Annotated in this window: 10 protein-coding genes; 2 read left to right on the top strand and 8 right to left on the bottom strand. The window is 36.1% G+C overall.

Annotation, left to right across the window (positions count from 1 at the left end; genetic code table 11):
• Positions 1 to 54 precede the first annotated feature (54 nt).
• The 4 genes from M0M44_RS11245 to M0M44_RS11230 form a co-directional block, all read right to left on the bottom strand.
• Complete coding sequence (locus tag M0M44_RS11245) at positions 55 to 489, bottom strand: hypothetical protein (RefSeq protein ID WP_248729839.1); 435 nt, start codon at positions 487 to 489, stop codon at positions 55 to 57.
• A 1010-nt stretch (positions 490 to 1499) separates the two neighbouring features.
• On the bottom strand, positions 1500 to 2489 hold the full coding sequence (locus M0M44_RS11240) for a PorP/SprF family type IX secretion system membrane protein (protein ID WP_248729838.1): 990 nt from the start codon (positions 2487 to 2489) through the stop codon (positions 1500 to 1502).
• 95 nt (positions 2490 to 2584) lie between these two features.
• On the bottom strand, positions 2585 to 5494 hold the full coding sequence (locus M0M44_RS11235) for a T9SS type B sorting domain-containing protein (RefSeq protein ID WP_248729837.1): 2910 nt from the start codon (positions 5492 to 5494) through the stop codon (positions 2585 to 2587).
• Positions 5495 to 6289: 795 nt separating this feature from the next.
• Positions 6290 to 7036: a hypothetical protein gene (locus M0M44_RS11230; protein WP_248729836.1), complete on the bottom strand. Its 747-nt coding sequence runs from the start codon at positions 7034 to 7036 to the stop codon at positions 6290 to 6292.
• Between the two features lie 1480 nt (positions 7037 to 8516).
• On the opposite strand from M0M44_RS11230, the gene M0M44_RS11225 reads away from it, so the two are divergent.
• Together M0M44_RS11225 and M0M44_RS11220 are read left to right on the top strand one after the other, a co-directional pair.
• Positions 8517 to 8669 (top strand): integrase core domain-containing protein, encoded by a 153-nt coding sequence (locus M0M44_RS11225; RefSeq protein WP_248729835.1) that lies wholly within the window; start codon positions 8517 to 8519, stop codon positions 8667 to 8669.
• An 886-nt stretch (positions 8670 to 9555) separates the two neighbouring features.
• On the top strand, positions 9556 to 10806 hold the full coding sequence (locus M0M44_RS11220) for a hypothetical protein (protein WP_248729834.1): 1251 nt from the start codon (positions 9556 to 9558) through the stop codon (positions 10804 to 10806).
• A gap of 1629 nt (positions 10807 to 12435) precedes the next feature.
• Here the strand turns inward: M0M44_RS11220 and M0M44_RS11215 are convergent.
• From M0M44_RS11215 to M0M44_RS11205, 4 genes are all read right to left on the bottom strand, one after another.
• Positions 12436 to 13848 (bottom strand): hypothetical protein, encoded by a 1413-nt coding sequence (locus tag M0M44_RS11215; RefSeq protein ID WP_248729833.1) that lies wholly within the window; start codon positions 13846 to 13848, stop codon positions 12436 to 12438.
• A gap of 2047 nt (positions 13849 to 15895) precedes the next feature.
• Positions 15896 to 17167, bottom strand: coding sequence for an OprO/OprP family phosphate-selective porin (locus tag M0M44_RS11210; RefSeq protein WP_248729832.1), 1272 nt, complete (start codon positions 17165 to 17167; stop codon positions 15896 to 15898).
• A gap of 653 nt (positions 17168 to 17820) precedes the next feature.
• A complete protein-coding gene (locus M0M44_RS23790) occupies positions 17821 to 17955 on the bottom strand; it encodes a hypothetical protein (RefSeq protein WP_256469807.1) in 135 nt (44 codons plus the stop codon).
• 528 nt (positions 17956 to 18483) lie between these two features.
• On the bottom strand, positions 18484 to 20925 hold the full coding sequence (locus M0M44_RS11205) for an arylsulfatase (RefSeq protein ID WP_248729831.1): 2442 nt from the start codon (positions 20923 to 20925) through the stop codon (positions 18484 to 18486).
• Positions 20926 to 23606: the final 2681 nt, after the last annotated feature.

The following is a 23606-nucleotide window of genomic DNA, read 5'->3' as shown; positions in this document are numbered from 1 at the left end:
TTTCCAAGTGCAGCAGAAACCGATAATTCACACAGCAAAACGAGATTTATAATTTTAGGATGCAGTTAATTCTTTATAAATTTCAATTTTGCCTATAACACCAAAATCTAAAGTGCAATTTATTTCAGATTCATAATTTTTATCCATTAACACAATATTTGCCGTCTGATAAATATTCTTATTTAGATTCAGATCTGACTGTTTTGACAAAATAAGATAAAAGGGAACCGCAGTTTTAGAAAGCTCATTAATCAGGGGAATATTAAAACCTTCAAGATTGCTGCTTTCAACAAACTGTCCGCCTGGAAAATTATCTTTATGCCGATCTATAAAAGCCTTAAAATGAACAATTTCTATTTCATTGAAAGAAAGCGCCTGCAGATTAAAATTCCCTGAACCTTCAAGCTTGAACCATTTAACATTTACCAGTATTTTTTTGGAATATAAACTATATTTAAAATAAACTAGCTGTGTATTTATAGTATACATGAAAATTATCTCTTTTAATTATTACAGGATTCCAGCCTAAAAAAGAAGTAAAAATCGAAAAATTATCTCTAATAGCATATTAAAAGACTTATCTTTTTTAGATGCAGGCCCTACCGTATGGCTAAATTAACATGTTCTCTCTTTAAAAAACAGATGGCATAAAATTACGAACCATGCTGCTACATCTAGCGGTATAATATAGACACTTCTTAACTCCAAGGATTTTATGGTTCTGCCCCTTCTGTCTGAATCAAATATAAGCATATAAGCAATCTAACCATTATCCGTTCCGTTTGCAGAATATTTAAACATACTTATCCATAATCCAGCCATATATTCTTTCTGGGCATCTCTAGAGCTTTAATTCCCCCATGGCCTGTCCACAGCGGATTCAAAAATTTTAAAGCCTAATCCGCTTTTGCATTCGCGGGTTGATAAATCAGCAATCCTATTCTGCAGCATTAGGAGCACTTCTATAAATGCCTGCCGCTCTAGCGCTTATTGCAAATTGCTGGTGGAGCCCAATCTCTATTTTTTCTGCTCAAAAAGACAGATGAATTGTCTTATCTATTGCCGGCCCCATATAAATAACCCATATATCCTTAACTTTTACAGTATTCTGCTCTAATCCGCAGTTTTCCTGTGCTCTCATTTTTCTATGCTTGGGCTGCGGTCCAATGACAGGTGTCAGCTTACAAAACCGGCCTTGGCCCGCAGAATGATAAGCATGCCCCCGTTTACAGAATCGCTTCAACACCCCATACAGCCCGATGAAAGCTTAAGATATACTGCCCCTGGCACAATAGATTTCATAAAGCAATCACCTCTCCCATTCATGATTTTAAAAGCTTAAAAAGGCAGAACATAAAACTTAGGTCTAAATGGGAAGGCCTTGTCCACAATTAATTTTCTATTTAACTCGCCAGATAATAATTTAAATATCCTTCTTCTAAATATTATCTTTCATTTTCACTATTATTGGCTATTGCAGCATTATAAACTTGATCGCTCTAATTTACGGCAGGGCATCTGCAATCGTATCTTTCTTTTCTGCACGATAAATTAATGCCAAGCGTTATTTGATGATAGGCTCCATTATCAAATTTTATATTGCCTGCAACTGCCGAGTAGGTATAGGCGAACATAAATTTTTTGTAATTGAATCCAATAAGAGGCGTTATGTATTGCAAGCGCTGTTTGGAAACATTTTCCGCTGCCTTACTCCCGTCCAAACCCCTACGATACGACAAACCGCCCCAAACCATTCCTTCGCTGAAATTCCTGTAGGCTTTTAAATTTAAGTCAATCGTTTTTTCTTTTGTCCTTTCGATAAACTGAAACATTATGGATGGTTCCCATAATATTCTGTCCAAATCTCCAGAAATATAGCCGCCGCTCAAAATATATTTTCTTAAATTACCGCTTTCAAAGTCCGTATAAAGATTCCGTTTGGTATCTAATGCATTCTTTACCGTAAAGTGGGCATACATATCTAGAAAATTATAGGATGCCCCAAGATCAAAATTGAAATAGGAGGCATTCTGGATATTTCCAAAAATAATAGGGTCGGCAATTCCCGATTCCAGAAAGGTCGTTTCGTCTAAATGGCTCTGCACCATACTGGCGTTAATGCCAAAAGAGAGCTGGTTTAAAGCGACTTCATCACGCGAAAACATAATATGATGCGCATAGGTGAGTTTAGCCCCTTTTTGTGAATGATAGCCGTTTCTGTCATTATAAACAATAATTCCGCCTGCAGATCTCTCGTTAAAACGGGCATTATAGCTTAGGGTCTGCAATGCAGGAGCATCTTTTTCTCCAGACCATTGATTGCGGATCGTCAGTCTAATTTTATCGCATTTGGCCGCCCCTGCCATTGAAGGATGGATCAAATAATAATTATCCGACAGATAATCTGAATACACCGCGATTCCTTCCTGAGAAAAACACGATAGCGATGCGAAAAGTGCAAGGTAAAATAAAATTCTCGAATATATCATCTAAAGTATTGTTGTGTCTGCTGCTAAAAAGACAGCTTTTTAAAGTTACTAATCATAAAGTGTGTTTTTTTATTGGGAAACCATTTAAAGCCCTGTTATCGTTTTAATGAAAAGTGTCCTCTGTATGTTCTTTGCACAGACAGATTATCCGGATCCTGATAAGTTATTACAAACCAATAATCTGTAGCAAAAAGCGGACTGTTATTGCAGGTGCCATCCCATCCAGGACTATGCTCCGATAACTCAATAATAAACTTTCCGTAACGGTCGAAAATTCTTATTTGGGCTTTTTTGTATTTGTCAAAGTTTTTAAAATGCCAAGTGTCATTATGTCCATCACCATTCGGCGTAAAAAATTTAGGGTAATCGTCCTGTACTGGATTTTCGCCGTCATCCGGACATTTTTCTGTAACTTTTACATTTGGCGACTCGGATTCGCAGCCATTTTTATCTGTGATCTTTACGGAATAATATCCTTCCTGACCTGCATTGTATGTTTTTTTATCAGCTCCCTGTATATTTTCATCATCTCTAAACCATTGATAAGAATCGATGTCTGCTGCTGCAGGATCTGTTACCGCTTCTAGAATAGCTGCTGACTGTTTGCAAAAAAGCGGCTTTCCGTCTATTTTCACCTTAGAGGCTGCAATATCATCAATAATAAGAGTATTATTAAGGGGGTAATCGCAGTTGCTGCTCGTAATTTTTGTCAGCTTGTAAGTTCCTTTTGGTGCTGGAGCAGGTACAAGTATGTGAGGACTGCCGCTTATGGCAGCAGCAGGCTGCAGCACCCCGTCTTTTTGATATTCTATTATAAAAGGGCCGGATTCTGCACTGGTAATCTCTAGCTGAATTCCGCCAACTGTTCCAGCACATAGCCCCTCTCCATATTTTACCAGCTGGGCACTCGGAACAGGAACTGCAGCGTCATCAATAACAAGACTCTCATTCAGTGCTGCACTGCAGCCCGCAGATGAAATTTTTGTTAATCTATAAGTGCCTTTCGGAGCTGGGGAAGGTATGAGTATCTTAGAACTCCCTGCAGCCGCCACTGAGGGCTGGGCCACTCCGTCTTTTTCATATTCTATTGTAAAAGGACCAGGTCCTGTGCCGATTATCTCAACCTTAATCCCTGAGTCTGTTCCCGTGCATGCCCCTCCTCCTTCTTTAACTAATTTTGCAGATAATGCCACTCCATCGTTTTTTATTTCTATTGGCTCACAAACTACTTCTCCCGCAGAATTAGCATCACTTATTGCAATAATAGCATATGTTCCTTCCGCCAGAGATGACGAATCTATCAAATACGGATTTTGTGAAGTGGTTATTTCCGGATAAACAGCTTCCGGAGACACATCTGTTCTTTTATAAGTAAATTTATAAGGAGGCGTACCTGAGAAATAAACCCTCAAGCCTAAATCTTTCCCGCAGCCACCGTCAGAGCCTTCCATTTTGGCTGTTGGGGCAAAACAAGTGTTTGATTCGTGGCCATAAACTTCAGACAATCCTTTTTTAGGATCAAAGGCAGGCAGGAAGACAACGATTGCATCTATCACATCGTGCATTTGGTATCTAAAAGAGATCGAATTTCCCGCATTGATACGATCAAAAGCAGGTTTGACAGCAGCAGTAAAATTGGATTCGGTTACCCCGAAAACAGCATAAAAAGGCGTAATTTTTTTTATATAATCCTCTACGTCACTCCATGCAATCTGAGAGTCGTAAAACCCTCTAAAACTATGGGCCGATTTATCCGTTACGCCCCAAATGGCAGCATCAGTCCAGCTTATATCCGCTATCCTATTGTCTAATACCTTTGTGAGCCTATTAATCTGTTCTGCATAAAGACGGTCCAAACCCGAAGGCGAAGCCGGAGAAATATAATCCATCAGGTTTGCCGCCCCCAGAGCAGCCGCACGATTTTTAACGAAAACCGGCTCAAAAGCGCCGCTGTTCATTCCCTGATTATAGGCCAAAGACAAAATTTTGACCGCTGCATAGGGATCTTTTGAGTCTTTTATAAATCCTATAGGATTCCAGCATTTAACATATTGCCAGAAAGCAATATTTCTGTAATCGTGATACGTCTTTACAATAGATTGAAACTCAAAACTTGCCCCAATGGCCGGATCGCCTATAAAGCTGTTTTTAGGTACCTGAGGTATAAAACAAGGATAGTTCATAAACATCTCCATCCAGCTTCCTCCCATTTCCTGCTGAAAATATCCCGCAGCAACCTTCCCTGTGGTATCATAACAATTCATTCCGCCGTTTATCAAATCCTGATACGGATATTTTTTTGTAACCCAGCTCGGAGCAATAAGCCTGCTTCCTTCACAACCTGCATTAATTTCCTGAATTGTTGTGGCAAAATATTCGTTGATGCTCATGGCATCAAATCCCATTAGGTTTGTGAACAAAGCATGAGAAACGGCCATACCGATAGCCCAGCCTTTTCTGTTTTCGGGAACATAGACATCGACCCGCTGACCCCAAGCCCAAACAGAGCCTTCCCCAATTTTTATTTCATTTCCATTAGCTCCTGCAGGTTTTATGGCACAGATACTGCTGATTTTTTTTTCGCATTTAAAATTCTCGATGGCAGGAGGGGTATAACAGGTAATTCCTTTTATGGAAGCACCATTTAATGTGCCCTGAGACGGCGGAAACATCCCAGGCACATAATCCATAGTTATGCTAAAAGTGTTGGTGCCTACTCTCAGAGCATTCCCCCAAGTCGTTTTTTTAAGTTCGACTATACCGCTATTCCCATTTTGAACAACATCCATTCCCGACCACATAATAACATTCGAGACCCCTTTCCAATTAAAAGCAAAATTATAGTCCTGTATAGCAGCGCTGGTATTGTTATGGACTTTAAAGTCCATAGTGATCGTATTGCCGTATTTGGCAGTTGCGCAAAACTCATAAGTAACCTGAGAATGCATACTGGCAAAAGGAAGAATCAAGAAAATTAAAAAAAAACGTAATTTGTATAAGCCCATAATTATTAATTCAATCTTTATTGAAGTTTTAAATATAAAATGGCAAAAGTACTTCTTCATTTCTCATGGGCCGCCTAAAAGCAATAAATGGACTCAATAAGCGATAATCGGCATTCCAGCCCGGATAAGCAGTAAAAAAATCACCAAAGCATCGGGTTAAAAACAGGAAAGGGAGGGCTATTTATGCAATCTGGGAGCAATATTCTGAAAAATCCTGCTGTTGAAAGATTCTTTAATTATCACTACACTATTTTTGCAGTTTTTTATTTTCATTTTTTTTAATGAGCCTAAACTTATAATGCTTAAAGTTTATTTAAAATATGGCATAATTCTATGATTTGCATTCTGCAGATTACTTTTTTCTTTAGCCGTTTTTATTTGCAAGCCTTCCTGTCTCTTTCAGAAAACAAACATGAGAATTGTCTAATGCAGAAACAGCTTCATGCTCCCCATGAACTTTCCGGTTATTAAAATCTAAACAGATCAAATCTATGGGGTATAACTTAAAAAGCAATTCGATATGAAGCTTTTAAAATGAAAAAAGTTAGCAGTGATTTTTAATATTTCCACTGTCAACTGTCAGCGCATTTATCGCATTTATCGCATTTATCCTTTATTTCAGCAGCATCTTGTCTAATGACAGAACTTGTCATGATATCTTAAACGCTGTACAGAAAACTACTCTACCCCTTTTTCTGCACCTGATCAATACCCTAGTTTAATTAGCTGGGCATAACAGGATATTCGGCTTAATTGCTATGGAGCATTTGGGTTATTTCGCACACTTAAGCCTTGCTAATAAGCATATTGAATTGTTTCGGATGAAGCTGAACTGCCGCTTAAAAGGCTTTGAACCCTCTCGGTTGGAAAATTATTCGAATTATATTTATAAACAGATGTTATTACCGATTTATTAACTTTAGCTCTAGAACCTGAACTACGGGTTTCTTTAATTACATTATTTCTTGAGGCAGCGCCATCCCCTAACAGCAGATTATACCCCAAAACATTCTTATAGGGATGATTTTTGTTATCATATTCGTATAAGATTACAAAATCAGCCCCCTCATCTTTTATTAAATTACCATCTCTAAATGTATATTTTCCCTTATTGACGCTCTTTAGCTCATTGCCTGGCACTACTGCGAATTCTTCATAGGAAACCGTACCATCTCCATTATAAAGGTATTTAGTCTCATAACTGTTTGCAGAATCAGCATCTTTTTCAACAATGCCAGCCAGTTTTCCATCCGTATAAATATATTCGTCTGTATAAACCAATTGGTCATTTTCATCGAATTCCTCAGATTTTGCAATAAAGCCACCCGAATAGGTATACTTAATCATAAAATAGTCGCCAGTTACACTGACAATCTTGTTTCCATCATATGCAACCGTCTCTGAATACACAGTACCATTAGGTTTTGGGTAAGATATTTTTTTCAATAAAGCAGATGGTGTTTTTAACGGATCACAATCATTATTTGAACAAAAGGTTAATGTAACTAAAACAGCACCAAGCAAGCAAAGTAATTTTTTCATCTGTCTGAACAATTAAAATTAAAGCGGCTAAATTAAGATTACAGAAAAATCAATAGATCTAAAACATCAAGCAAATAAGTGTCGGATAATCCAAATTTAAGAATTAGAAGACCAAAAAACTCTTAAAGATGGAAAGGCCATATAAACCCATATTAGCTGGCAAGCCATACTGACAGAAACAATGGCCTGGCTCCAAGAGACTCTTTAACATCACTTGCCTCATTTTATTAAACTTTATAAAACCGTAAAGAATCAGATTTAATGGCATTAATTAAAAAAGATTAGATCGAAGACCGTTGGTTTCGCTTCATTATTCCCAGAAACATCAATAAACATGGATTCTATGAATTACTCTTTTATCAATATTTAAAAACCTAGGCATGTTTTAGCAGGAATATTTACATGCGCTAAAAAAGTTCGGCACTTGTTCAGATGTGGCCAGTAGAAATACAACATTTAATAAGTTGCTTTTTTTTTTGTATTTATAGATAAATTTGCTTTCAACGCTATTTATTCTGAAAATTCAAGAAAACGCATACAGGTTTTCTCCTCTAACTTAATTGAAAGATTTAAATCTAATAAATTTCTCAAAACAAAAGGCTACGATTCAAAATTCAGATTGAGGACAATAATTTATGTGGAATTTTCAATCAAAAGCCCAAGCACTAAAAAAAAAAAAGCGAAAGAAAATTAGCCAAAATCCTATCTCAAAAATCAGTTCCGCGGATCCACTTCCCCCATGACAGGCACAGGTTTTATTTCGGTTCCCGAACCGTCCAAATTATAAAAGTTAGACAATTCGGCAACAAAATTTAACTTTAATAAATTTTATTGCGATGAGAAGCAATTATCAGGATTATACATTGGAAAGACATCATTTAGAGAAGTATCGTTTTCTAATAAGAGAGTATGAACAGGTTAAGAACAGGACACATCCATTTTTCAAGAAGGCAATGGATTGAAGGCAATTGATTTTACGCAGCCAAAGATACCTGCAGAAAGAGTTCTTTAAAATATTACAATCGATATATAAGCAAAGTGGAAAACCAATAGATTTACTGCCTCAGAAGCGCGGTCCAAAATATAAAACAAGACTCCCTTTGCCATTTATTGAACAAAAAGCAGTTGAATTACCGGAAAAAGGAACAACAGATATGAAATTGTTAGCATCTTAAATCCCAGAGATTAGGAAAACATGAACCATCATATTCTGGAGTCTATAATATTTTAAAACGTCATAAAATAAACAGATTAACTCCGAAGATTGAAAAGAATCATCAGAAAATAATCAAAGAATGGGACAGCTGGTCATATTGATTGTCATTATTTAAGCAAAAGTGTAATTCGCGGAAAAAACAAAAAACTCTATCTGGTCTGTGTAATTGATGATTACAACAGGATTGCCTGGGCTGAATTAGTCCCGTCTAACAGTAATGTTTGCCTCATTAAAGTGTTTAAGCATCCTTTTGAAAGAATGCTGATGGAATTAGGAATAGTCCATAGATATGCAAGACCTTACGGTCCGCTGACCAATGGCAAGGCTGAACGTTTTTGGAAGACTCTTGATGAATATTTATTAGGGGACACTGATTTTGATTCGCAAGAAGAGTCAAAAGAAGTATTATTACAATAGTTATATCATTACAATGATGAAGGGCTACACAATAGAATTGACAAAAAAAGCCAGTTGAAATGATAAATCCATTACCGAAACAAGCAACCTTTCCAGAAATGACAAAATTACCTGTCAATTCTTTTCTCACTAGATAAAACCTATTAATCAAATAAACAAACCCTACAACAATGTGCATTCAAAGAAATACGATTGCTTCAAAATAGAAAAGGATCTTTTAGGATATGCCGGACTGATTTAATAGCTTTTTACCTCTATATTTCCATCTCGAGAAATGGATGACTGGTTCGAAAGGGTATTTTGCAATTAAGCCTAAAAAGAATGCAGAAAACAGCTAACATCACCTATATCAAACAAGAATAATATGATATGATTCCACAACGATAGTTTATCCCAAACTAGTTAAAGATTATTTTTAAAATAAAACCCAATCACAAGGTAAGACAATTATTAATGCTTTAAATTAATTGGCTATATATAGCCTATAATACAGAAATTGATATTGCTGCATCAGATTGAATAAAGTCCTGCATTTTGACTTTTTCTAACAATGTGGTACTTGTAAATATTTTTTTTATTTTTTTTTGACATGTTACCACGGTACATTTGCAGCAATTATTATATTTTTTTTTGTGAATTCTACCTTAGCAGCAAGACCAGATATAAAATTTAAACAAACTTATAGTGAAATTTTATTTTAATGGCTCCCATGTCAGTTTCCCTGCTTTACAAATGCAGTCAGAAATTGCCAACAATATACTGTATTAATGCATTCCAGGAAGTATGGAAAAATTATTAAGTTTTTAAAATTCATTCCCCATATACGATTTAATCTTCTCACATTTAATTCCTATTATAGAAATCCTTTTAATTATTATATATTTTTATGAAATTTTTTTTAATCTTGTTATTTAATACTTTAAGTATTTACACGTATTCACAGAATTCTGGCATTGGAACTTTGACAGCTAATCCATCTTCTCAACTTGATGTAGTTTCTCAAAACAAGGGCCTCCTTATCCCGCGCGTATCTTTAGCCGGCAGCCTCGATAAAAGCACTATTGTCAATGGAAATGTTAATGCACTTTTAGTTTTTAATATCTCCACAACTGCAGATGTAACACCAGGATTTTATTATTGGTATGGCAATAAGTGGAATAAAATAATTACTGATAGCTCTGTTTCGGGTGCAGCTCCAATTGATGTTAAAAACACAGCGGCCGGTTCTATTATTTCTTTAAATTCGTTTGGTGTAGAAAATAACCATATGGCGAACAATGCAATTTCTAGCGATAAAATCCTTGACAACACTATCGTGAACCAGGACTTATCTTCTGGCACTGGAGGAATTTATAAAGGTTCTGGATCATTAACTAACCCAACGACCGTTAACCAAGGCTCCAACCCTTTAGCTTTTACCTCTTCGGCTGTTAATGGTTTTTCGGTTAATGGCAGTACTTTTTCTGTTGATGGAGCTAATGACAGAATAGGCATTGGCACAAATAGCCCTACCGCTATTTTGAATATAAAAGATAAAAGCAGCTCACCTCTTAAAGATCTTCTGAAAGTTGAAAATAATGACGACGAAAAATTTAAAATTAACGCTAACGGTTCATTATTTTTTACAGGCTCCTTAGCACCAAATAATTCCGAAGGAATAAAGAATCAAGTTCTTGTATCTGAAGGTCCGGGTCTTCCGCCTACATGGCAAAATTCCTCAGGGAGTATTGCCGCAACTGAAGCTCAACTGACATCGATGTCCAATTCATCTTGGTCTTATAATATTACAGGAACTCCTTACATATACAATCCCATTCCTACCTTTTCAAAAGTTTATTTAAAAGTTGGCGTTTATTATGTCAGCATATACCAATGCCCTAGTCAATTACAATTTAGCAAAAGTTCAGGTGCATACTGGTCACTAACTTCTCAAGATGGAGGCATTGGCAAAGGAGGCGCATTTTACGCTCCACTGGCATCTGGTTCATGTAATGACTATACATCGTTCATTTTTAAAGTTTCAAAACCAGGAAATTTCGTTATGTCTGTAGCAAAATATGTTGAAGACATTCTATTATCAGCGCCATCAGGCAATAACGCATCAATTGTAATGAAGGTTGACTCCATATGCTATTAAAATATTTTTTATTCAAATTTTTAAGCAAAAATCTTTAGCTGTTAGTTAGCTTTTAACAATCAGAACCGTTCACCAAGCAATTATTTTACAGAGAGATTATTTTTTCAGCTTAATGCAGCCTGCACGTACCCTAATATTATATTTTATGCAAAGTATTAGGGTTCTTTTTTTTATGCAATTACTATAAAAATATTCTGGCTCCTAAGATCTTCCATTTCTTATTATGGATTTTGGCATCTCAATCATTATATAGCAATAAAAATTACAGTTGCAATATGAAACTTACCCCAAAAACAGCGCCACTGCTTTACCAATCTAAAACTCTAATTTATACAAAAAAACTTTGCTTTAGAGTACTACTTAGAATACGGTTTATAATTTCTAGCACAAATTAGATCTTTTAAAACTAACAGTATTTTTTATCCCCTCCCTTTCTCTCAGGTTACGAACTAAATCTTAACTTTAGAGCATGAAGGAGAATCCTAAAAACTTATGACCGCAATTTTAAAGGGAAAGCGGCCCAATTAAGCCATAAAGATAATATTTCACATTTTAGCCAAGGAACTTGGGATAACAGCTCCTTCACCCTGCAGATGACGTGAGTATTACCAGGATTTTGGCGCAGAAAGTTTTTCAGGAAAAGGAAAAATTAAAGCTTAGCGCTGAGCAGGAAAAAATCCATAAACTAAAAAAAAAAAAAAAAAAAACAGAGTTAGAACGCCATATTCTAAAACAGACTATAAGCATCTTTTCAAAGGCAGGCCGATGATCTTTCCCGAAGACCATGAAAAAACATATTCGATTGAAAAGATGTGCAGAATTTTAAAAGTGATCCCAACCGGCCGCTATAATTGGAAGCGGCGGATTCTATCAGAAAGACATAGAGAAGAACTGCTCTGATAAAAGAAGAAATTACCTCAATGCTAAAACAGCGAGCGGCATGAAAGTCCAAAAACTATTATCCAGCTCCAAAGCTAGGGATACCATAACATCTTATATTTACAAAAAGGTCGATTCATAAGTTTAGCCTAATTGCTTTCTTTGCAAAAAGTGAGCATCTGTATGATTCTGAATAAAGAACTTATCAAATAATTGCACAGGCAGCTTCAATAAAAAAACACAACTTATTTTTCCATTTATTTTTCTTTAAATAAGGGCTAAACAAGTAAGACATTAGAACTGGCCATGCAATCAATCCTGAAAACAAATTAACAAAACAGCGGATATTCACATAAATACCAAAAGGAAAAATTAAGTTGCATTTTGTTTGCATATCCAGTGGCTGTTAGCACAAAAGAGTTTAAAAAAACACTTCATTATTGTATTTTTGCAAGACTTAAAATAGAATCAATAACATAAACAACTAAGAGACTATCCGATAATTACTTTCAGATAATCTCTTAATATCAAATTTAATTGCAATTTATAAAACCTTTTAGAAGAACACTTACCATAACCTCTTTCTTAAGGACTTAATAAAAAATCATACTTAATGGGCAGAAATTTTATAAGTCCCTCCATTAATTTGCAAGCCGCATCCCGCCCAATAATCACTAGAAAAACTACTACAGCCTGTCATATAACTATTCCCATAAGCTTGCAACTTATAGGTGCCAGCAGGAATAAAAACTATATCGCTATAGCCAGAATCAACTCCATTATAGGTGCTATACCCCCCCCTCTTGAATAACAGCCCGATTCAACTCTACCACTCGTACTCTTTGAAACAGCATAATTAGCACCAGTCTGAACATTCACCAACCTGTATATAACACTTCCTCCAACATGTTTTGTAGGATTTCCACTGTACACGTATCCTCGCCCCGTAATATTTGCAGAAGTACTCAAGTCATAATTTCCACCGCTAAGAATAATATTATTTATTCCTGTATCTTCCCATCCAAAATTCTTAGAATCTTGCTCTCCCTGTCCCCCACCTAAACATCCGTCACCTGATCTACTAGCTAAGTTTCCTGATACCGTCAAGGGGGTTACATAAAATGTAAAACTACAGTTTGATACACCTGCGCTACCGGTCATATTAACAGGAAAAGTAATCAATCCCGACGAAGTTGGAATACCCGTTGCAATCAAATCAACATCTTTACTACCAACACTTGAAAATGTCCCGCTTGCCGCAAAAGTAACACCGTTCTTAACTGCACTAATATTATATGTTCCTAGAGTAGTCACATCCAACCTAACAGTTTGTTTTACAGAACCAGCAACATAATTAGTATTAATTGTCATATTCCCACTGCTTTTAATAGAACAATTAACAAAACTTGTTGAATTTGTCACAGGAATAGAAAAAGAACAATTCTTACCGCCTAAATACAAATCAAAACTGGCAGTTCCAACTCCAGCGGGAGTTCCTTCAATTCTAAAAGTAACCACACCATCACCATTCTCAAGAGTTCCTGGGGATAAACTCGCAGTAAGCCCCGTAACGCCAGTAGAATTAATAACAAAACTAGAATATGCACCACCATTACCTCCTTTATAAGGAAGTGTTACAGAAGTGTTAACTGGAAAACCATAAACTATTCCTCCATTAGCACGTGCGCCAGCACAATCAATAACACTAACTATTGCAGGTTTTGCACTATAAAGCATTTTTACCCATTTATCTATAAAATAATCAAAATAGTAAAAGCCTCTTGCATCAATATCAATCGTTTGTCCAACTCTATTAATTACAGAGGGAGGCTGAAGAACAAATACCAAAATCCCATCTTGTTCAACTCCATAAGTATTATTATTATCAGCTAAATGTAACATTTCACCAGATATTCTTGGAACCAATATACCATTAGTCACTGTCGCGTCATGTTCAGATGAAGTAATATCAACAGTTGCTTTAGGATTAACATTTCCAACACCAAGGCATCCATCCTTGGTCACAACAAAATCATTTATGGTCTCTTGGGAATTTGGAATCCCACTTTTTGGGTTGTCCTTTTTACCATCTACATGAATCAAACCTTGTAAATTAGACGTATTAACTCCGATTTGCGCATAAGTAGCATAGTTTAATATCAAAAGAATCAAAACTTTACCTAACTTTTCATTAACTTTCATTTTTATTTTATTTTATTTTATTTTATTTTCATCTTAACCAATATTGAAAAGTAAGCCTATTTAGGTGAGATATTCTTTATATAATTTGACTATAAACTAAAAGTTTTTTTTCACATGCGGCAATAGAACCGCTCTCAAACAACCAATTACTTCCAATTTCACCTTCCCATACAAAACCAAAGAACCCAATTCTTTGCATTTAAGCTAAAAAACTAAGGAAAAGCTAATATTATTTACTTCAAACAAACAATAATGAGAGTATGGAGGCGGCAAAACCTCTAGCATCAATTAAAAAAGTATAGTGAACCAATTTTAAATAAAAACATTATAATAAGTTAACTTAAATTTTAGAGCCAAACCTCACAAATCATCAAAATAAAGCTTGAATTAAGGCTTGCAAATATACCTTCACAACTTATCAAAAAAAAAAACAAAAGGAATGTTTCCAAGTGCCGTTTTATTACAAGAAATCAAATCACAGGACTTGATTCAATCTCATACAACAATATGAATCTATAAATAGTAGTTTAAAATTAAATTCATTTCAGTAATAATGAATATTGATATTTTATTTTAAAAAATGTCCAACCACAGAGCGGATGCGCTAACTTAAGATGGAATTCCAGTTAAGAACCAGATCTTAACTTTTGAGCATGAAGGAAAAACTTAAGAACTGATAACCAAAATTTTAAACAAAGCAGCCCAATCAAGCCCCGAAAGGGATGACAATCTGACAATTTACCCAAAGAAAACTTGGAATCACAGCTCTTTGCTTTGCAAAATGGTTTTAGGATAACCAAGAATTGGAACAGAAAAAAAATCCCTAAACTTGAGAATTAAAAGAAACAGAGTTAGGACGCAGCATTTTAAACAGGCTATAGGCATCTTTTCAGTGGCAGGCCGATGATTATACTTTCATAAAAGGCCATGAAAAAAATATATTCGATTAAAAAGATGCGCAGCGTTTTAAAAGTGATCCCAAGCGGCAGCTGTAATTGGAAGCGGCAGATTTTATGAGAAAGGCAGGAAAAAGCTCTGATAAAAGAAGAAGCCGCTTCAGTAGAATTTAATGCGAAACAGCGCTATGTGGAAGCCTCAGACCCGAGCGTCTGCTCGAACAGCCGAAGCAATTACTCTGGAGTTTCAATCCAGGGGACATCTGATATCCGAAATAAAGGCGGCTAAATGCAGGGAGCAGTTACGCCTGTAGGAAAATTTAGCAAAAAAAAACAAAGCATCAGCCAATCAAAGCATAATCATTCTGCTGCGCCAAATATCCTGAAAAGAGAATTTACAGCAGCAGAAAAGGCTTGGTTTCCAGATATCACGCATATGCAGATAAAGAATTGTTTTTTTTTCTGGCCATCATCCTGCATTTATTTGACAGAAAGATAGCGGGCTCGAATTTCAGCAATGGACTAAGCAGAATGTCTGATGATCCATGCTGGCGGGAAATCCAATATGCCAATAAAAATGTATTGAAATCTTAGAAAATAACACCCAAAGCATTCAAGCATAAAGAAGGCTGCAAGGATAATGCTGCCACTGAAAGCTCCTTCAGGCATACAAAAGCCGGATCGGCTTTGGCTGCAAGAATTCCTGAAGAACAGACTTGCATGAAATTTTTGACTCGAGCATCAGCGAACAGGCGAAGCAATAAATTGAGAGTTGGCACAATAAAAAATAAGAAGCACCGCTTTGAACTATAAAACTATTGAAGAATTTAGTGAATAACAAATTATAAAGAATATGCCTTTCGTTTTGTCTGCATATCCAATTTAGGCTTCTCACAAACTAAAACCGTAGTCATATTAAAATATATTGCCGCTGGTTTTATTTAAGATCCCTTATTTCAATTCTTATCATTTCCAGAAATGCATATTTAGTGCAGGATGATAAAAACACTAAGATCCGCAATTTTGCGGCAGGCTTAACAAAACTAATTTTTATAATTGAAATATTATTCTGCTAAAATTAAATTTAAAGAAACAAGACAGCATTAAAAGTATCAGTACACCCACTGCAGGCGTGTCAGAAAACTATTCGTAACACCTAAAAGATTATCTTTTTTTAATTGGCTTAGTCCATAACCAACACCAAAATGCCAATGCTGAGTAGCCCACCAATTAAGTCCGAGATGAAGCTTATGCAGTATTCCGCCATCTACGTTCTGATTATTAAAGTCTAAGTATGAAACCCTGATGACCGCTTCCCATACCCCCCCTTTTTCCATCGGCATAATACGTCTGGCATAAGCAGCTTTTTTGTCGTATGGCCTTTGTTTACCTGTAAAAACATAACTTCCCGCTATATAATATCCGCTTAAATTAAGGTTGGAATCACCAATAACGTCACACCACGAATTAACATATTCTCCTAAAATCGAAAATCGATCAAAAGTATACTGGGCTTCCAAACCAAGATTCCATATCTGTTTTGAAGGTATATTACCAGTATCAATATAATAATCTGTAACATTAGACTCATTTCTGTCTTTGTAACGAAAAATCCCCCCTTCAGTCTGCACATACCGCATAGAAGCCCCCAAGTGCAGAAATTCGCTGCCGTCATTTTTAAAAATTGGAAGACCAGTAATCCTTGCGCTATAAGTGTCTGCACTTTCTTTAAAGGTCTGGCCGTCTACAAACCAGTTATTATACCAGCCGGCAGCAAAAGTCATCCTATCTTTAAATGCATAGTTCATATACATAATGCCGATATTTCTCGAATTAAAAAATGGGTTTAAAATCCGTTCCATCTGCGGCAGATTTGCCGCATCACCTACCATTTCATATACAAAGGTCTCTTTAATTTTACCAAATCTGATTTTTCCTGCATTCAAACCAATAGGCACCTCAAGGTACGCATCTGTTATGCCAATTCCTTTGCTCTCTGGAGCCCTGTCAAAGCCTTTGTATTCCAAACTAAAAAAATATCGCACTTTTGTTCCGGCATGAAAAAATCCTCCCACTGAAATACGAGCTGAACGCAAATCAAACTGGTTATCCTGTAAACCTACCTGTCTCTTACTTTCCTGGTTTTGCAGAAAACCAGTATAATCAACTATAGGAACAAGACCTACCTTATAAGAAAAACTGTTTCCATCATATTTTGCCCATCTAAAAAGTTCCTTTGGAACATCCGGCATTATATAACTTTGCATATCATTAGAGCCAGATATTTCTTTAACCTCAATAGAATCAACTGGTTCAGAAAACTGGCCTGTGCATTTCATAGAAAGCAAAAAGCTTAATATAAGCAATAAAAAATTTCTATTCATATCTTTTTTAGCATTTTAGTGTTAGATGAACATTTTCTCTATGCAAATTCAATAAATAAAAAAAACAGTATAGATAAATTTAATTAGTGTATTCTTAAAAAAACAATTAAACAATCAGTACCATGCTTAAAACTTTTTCACTTTAAAATAATATAACATAGAGAGGCAGAAAAAATAAAAACAGCATACTAAATAACCAAACTTCTGACCTCTCTACATTATAAAAAATACCAAAAACAAAAATAAAATGAAATGAAAAACTTTTACTTACCAGCAAATGTAAATTGAATAATAAAAAAAAGAAGACTTCTCAAGCATCGAAAGTACCGTTTCAATTCAAAACAATCAAATTAAAGACTCATTTGGCATAATTCTTAAAAAGACAGATAAAAAAAGTCTTTTCTTATGATTTTTATCTGTCCGGAAGATGCTTTGCAATACAGCCATTTCTATGCTGACAAGACATGCCACGAGCGTTTGCGGTGCAAAGCCTGCATACTGGATCTACAGGTTTTGCACTGCAGACTGATATCCCCATTCTCTCATTTTTCGATTGGCAACCGACTTGTTTTTACAATCATTAGCCCCTACTTTTCGAAATTAGTTTTCCATTCATTAGTCAATTTTTAATGCTGGCAAATCCCAGCTAAATTTCACTCTAATTGATGCGTTTTTTCAGAAGAAGAAGAAGAAGAAGAAGAAGAAGAAGAAGAAGAAGAAGAAGAAGAAGAAGAAGAAGAAGAAGAAGAAGAAGAGATAAAGCTATAAAACTCATTCAAGGCAGGCATAAATTTATGGCTGGCGTTTATAATTCAGCTAGCAGCATATTATTTTCAGTAATTTCTAGAGCGTCAGAACTATTGCTATGGAAAAAACGGCGCTGCATTTCCTCACCGCAAATAATAATAATAATAATAATAATAATAATAATAATAAACCTCTGGCTTTTTATCCTGAATCGAGCTGCCAGCCCTAATTTTATGGGCTGATTTTTATAGACCCACTTATGGTAAAAAGTAAAAATCATAAAGCATGATAGCGAAAGAACAATAAGGCTTTAATAATACTCTAATACCAGGCTATTGTTAAACGCCTTATAATATGTGAATTAATAAATTCCACAGATACTTTAACATAAAATTTTTCCCTGCTTTAAAATAAACATAATTATAATAATGAAATTATCTTATTAAAACAATGCATGCAGACTTAAGATGCGGCATTAAAAAAAGCAGAAGCAAAATCAAATGATCTTGCTTCTGCTTTAAGCATCTGTATTTCTAATTATCAAGCTTATTACTGAATTTCCACCTTTACTAGTCTCTATTCAAAGCCCTCTTTGCTTCATTGTTTAAATCAGAATATTCTATTTTTCCAACATTCACTGCAACTCCATAGATCTCACCGCCTTTGAATTCTCCAGGAGTTTTGTATTCCCTGCTTACAGCATCCCCACTGTCAAATCCTATGCAGAGCCCATCACCAGAAAGCGTAAATTTGCCGGTTTGCGTTCTCATAACACCTGATGCAACTTCCTTACCATCGATATAAAGTTTAGCCATGCCTATTGACTCCCCATTAGCTCCAGCTTTCTCTCGAATAAATTCCATACCTAAAACATGTTTGCCAGGCGTGATTTCAATATTTGAAACAAAAGTCTGCTCTGGAGAAATTCCCAAGAAATTATAAACATAATACAGCTTCTTATTTTTAATAAACATGGCATGCCCGCCAAAACGGGAACCGTGTGCAAAAACAACACCAGAAGCATTTGCTTCTTTTAGATTGACATCCGCAACAATTTTATAAGAGCGCCCTCGCACATTAACTGCAACACCCTCTGGGACTGGCGCTGTTCCAGGATAATAAATATACTGATCGCGCGCTGGTTCAGACGAAGGCCTCTCGCGTCCAAGCTGTTCTATAGCAGTGCGGTCATCAAGGGGCAGAACAAGATTTTTTTGAGCTTCACTATTCCACTCAGCAATTAATTCTTTTAGCTTATCAGGATATTTCTTCGCCAGATCATTGGATTCAGCACGGTCAAGATCCGTATTGTAAAGCTCCCATTGATCTTTATCAAAATTACCCTTTCCTGTTAAAGGCGCATGAAGGGCAACTGCTTTCCAGCCGTCCTTCCATAAAGCCCGGCTGCCCAACATGGCAAAATACTGTACATGTTTACTGGTTTTACTGTCTGGCGCGGCATCAAAACTATAACGCATTGAAACACCTGACAAAGGATACTGCTCAACACCTCGATAAACTTTAGGCATTTCAAGACCGCAGATGTCCAATAAAGTTGGCACAATATCTGTTGAATGATGAAACTGATTTCGCACCTCGCCCCTGGCTTTTATCCCTTTTGGCCAGGAAATAACAAGAGGGTCACAGGTTCCTCCCGCGTATTCGCTATATCTTTTAAACATCTTAAAAGGAGTGGAGAAAGCAGCCGCCCAGCCTGTAGGGTAATGTTCATAAGTGTCAGGCCCTCCTAATTTATCCAGATATTTTAAATTTTCAGACAGCTCATCAGGATAGCCGTTGAAAAATTTATTTTCATTCACAGAGCCCCTTGGAGACCCCTCCCCTGAAGCGCCATTATCAGCGGCATAAATGACAACGGTATTTTCCAGTTGTCCGGTCTTCTCCAGATAATCAATTACACGCCCCACCTGCGCATCAGTATATTCAGAGAATCCAGCATAGACTTCGGCAAGCCGTGAGAACAATTTTTTTTCTTCAGGTTTCAATTTACTCCAGTCCAGCACCTCATCTCCAGGGTTTGAAATACCTGGCGGAAGAGGGTTCAATTTTGCATATTCTGTTCCTGCTGGAATTATTCCTTTTGCTATCATGCGTGGGAGCACCCATTTGCGATATGCTTCATATCCCTCATCAAACTTGCCTTTATATTTAGCTATATATTCCTCAGGAGCATGATGGGGAGCGTGGTTCGCACCCGGACAGTACCACATAAACCAGGGTTTTGATGGATTTGTAGCCTGCTGATCCCTAATATACTCCAAGGCATGATCAGCAAGATCTTTAGACAGATGGTAGCCTTCTTCAGGTCCCCTGGGAGCCTCGATAAAATGATTATCTTCTACTAAATCAGGATACCATTGATTAGTTTCCCCACCAAGAAACCCGTAATATCGGTCGAAACCCATTTGCAGCGGCCATGTGCTTCTATCACCTCCAGAAGCGACATCCTGTTCAGGAACATTATGATCTTTTCCAATCCAGAAAGTACTCCAGCCATTATCCTGAAGAATCTGCCCAATTGTGGTTACCTGCTTAGGCAATCTTCCGCTTCCTCCCGGAAAACCAGCAGCCCCCTCAGTGATTGCAGCCATGCAGTTTAAATGGTGGTTTCTTCCTGTCAGTAATGAAGAACGGGTAGGGGAACATAATGCCGTGGTATGCCATTGGGTATAAATCAGACCGCTATCTGCCAATTTCTGCAATGTAGGCATATTTATTGCTCCGCCAAAAGGAGACCACGCCGCAAGACCAGTATCATCATACAATATAAATAAAATGTTTGGTGCCCCGGCCGGTGCTTTTTTAGGCAGATATGGCGTCCAGTCTTCTTTGGAGTCGCGGACATCCAAATTTATCCTTCCTTTAAAACTTTCCTTACTTATCCGCTGAGGATCGGCTTGCCCGTATGCTGTTTGAATCATAACTGATAAAAAACATAAAAAAAACAGCACAGAATTTTCTTTTAAAACTTGCAACTTTTTGATTTTCATAATTTACGATATTTATTATTTATTTTTCCCTGAAAGCAGCCCTAACCACAAAACAGGACTTATCAAACTATTTCCATGCGCATATAGCAATTACTGTAATTTCATACTAATCAAATTAAACAATGACAGCTGCATTTTATTGTAAAAACAGATCATTTCTGTATTTTAAGCTATAGATATTACGTAAAAAATATTCTTAAAATTAATCCCCTCATTTTCGCTACAAACCATTAATCAGCGTTCCAGCCAAAATATATTAAAAAATTATCCGTCACTTTTGCCGCATACACAAATATATGATTTTAAACACTTTAACACCTCCCATATTCTGCACTTGCAGTATTGAATAATTTGGTTTGCAGAAATACAGGACTTAAAAAATCAGCTTTAAACCACTCGCGCATAATGCTCAAAGAAAAAGTTGGATCTACAAACTTAGCATGGGCTCTAGTTAAGAACTAAATCTTCACTTTAGAGTAAAAAAAGAGAATCGTAAAACTTATAGCCGCAATTTTAAAGAGAAAGTTTTCCAATTAAATTAGGAAAAAGATAAAATCTCTCAATTGCCAAGGAACTTGCAACAACAGCTCATTTGCTTTGCAAATGCATCAGGATTACCAAAAAATTGGAACAGGAAGTTTTTCTGGGAAATAAAAATTAAAGCTTAGCCCTGAACAGGAAAAAATCCATGAGCTTGAAAAGACGTGCAGCGTTTTAAAAGTAAGCCCAAGCGGCAGATTTTATGAGAAAGCCAGAGGAGAACTGCTCTGATAAAAGAAAAGCCGCTTCAATATAATTTAATGCGAAACAGCAGTTTGGAGGCCCAAGACCCGAGATCCTGCTCGAACAGAGGAAGCAATTACTCTGGAGTTTCAATCCAAGGACATCTGATATCCGAAATAATGGCGGCTAAATGCAGGGAGCAGTTAAGCCTGTAGCCAAATTGAGCAAAAAAATCAAAGCATCAGCCAATCAAAGCATAATCATTCTGCTGCGCCAAATATCCTGAAAAGAGAATTTACAGCAGCAGAAAAGGCTTGGTTTTCAAATATCACGTATATGCAGATAAAGAATTGTTTTTTTTCTAACCATCATTTTAGATTATTCGTCAGAAAGATATTCGGCGGGAGTTCATGCAATCGACTAAGTGCAAAACAAACTACAATGACGGCTAGGAAAATGGCAGTGAAGAATAGAACAATTGCAAATGAATTGATATTCCATTATGAACAGGGAATCCAATAAGCCACTAAAAAATCTGCTGGTGTATTGGACTCCTATAAAAATATAACAAGGAGTAATCGCCCTTAAGGATACTGCTGGGTTAATGCGGCTGCAGAAAGTTTTTCCAGATCTTAAAAAAAGGATATTGGTATATGGCAGTAAATCAATTTCCAGAGAACAGATGGAACTTGAAATTTTTGACTCGAGCGTCAGCGAACAGACGAAGCAATACATCGAAATTTGGCACAATAAAAAAAGAAGAAATTCAGCTTTGAACTATAAAACAATTGAAGAATTTAATAAACTAGACAATATAAAAATATTGCATAACTTTTTCTCCAATTTTTGTTTACATATCCACACTTAAATTGCTAACATTTTCAAAGCAGTAAGCAGATGGCATGTACTTTTAAAATCATCTTATAAATGATAACAATAAAATTTGTTAGCTACAAAAGAACTAAAACCACTCTGCACATTCAGTACCAAATGGTTCTGTTCAAAATCTTAAAAAATGTTTTTTCTTTTAATATTTAAAATTATAAACTATAAAATCAAATGCCTGTTAACACGCATCTATTATTATTACTCACGTGTTTTTTTCTCGAAGGTTAGTATTCGTAAAAATGGCCTTTATAAAGCCGGCCCATTTTCACATTGGATTATCTCACAATATTTCTTATTGAGTTCATCAATGCTACTTGAACATTTTTTTTGAGAGTAAGGAACACCCATTGAATTTTTTAGCTATTATGAGTAGACAACAAATCTAATATCTGCTTCTTTTATTCTTCAAGTCTAAAGAATTTGTTTTTTTAGTTTTATGTAAAACATCCCGAAAGCCGTTTCAACTAATGAATTATCTCTGCACTTATAACTTCTGGCATACGAGATTGTTGTATTGTTTTGCAATGTTGCCTGAATCGATAGGGCTTCACTAATTGTCGACACAAAAAAGGTTGTTTTTTATGTGTTTTTAATCATTTGCAACAATTGTCTCTGGGGTGTCATAAGAAAAAGGCATGCCATTTTTGCTGAAGCGACAAAATCTTCTTTTTGCAGGCTCCCGAAGCCGGGTATACGTGTAGTGGCTGGCTCACAATATGCCCACCAAAAATTATACTTCTTTGATTTCTGCATTATCGTTATCTATGAGGAAAAGCGGTTTTTTAGTATAATTCAAATACTATTATCACAAGATTGTGATTCATATCCATTACTGGGCTGCTTCACTCAAACATACTTTGTATTGATAGGTTTGATCATGCAAACATAAGAATCTATAGCAGTCTATTATTCAAATATATAATATAGAAATATCTGTTTTCTAGCTCATGACCTATTTTAATGTCTGCATTTTTTGGAGCTAATTGATTGCCCAATAGTCTCTGATAAGAGAAGCTTTATTTGAGTATCTGTTAATTCAACGTTTAATCTTCGGACTTCAAATAAAGACA

This window comes from Flavobacterium humidisoli (assembly GCF_023272795.1).
Taxonomy (GTDB): Bacteria; Bacteroidota; Bacteroidia; order Flavobacteriales; family Flavobacteriaceae; genus Flavobacterium; species Flavobacterium humidisoli.
Note: the sequence above shows the minus strand (reverse complement) of the source record. Positions and strands in the feature narration are given on the sequence as shown.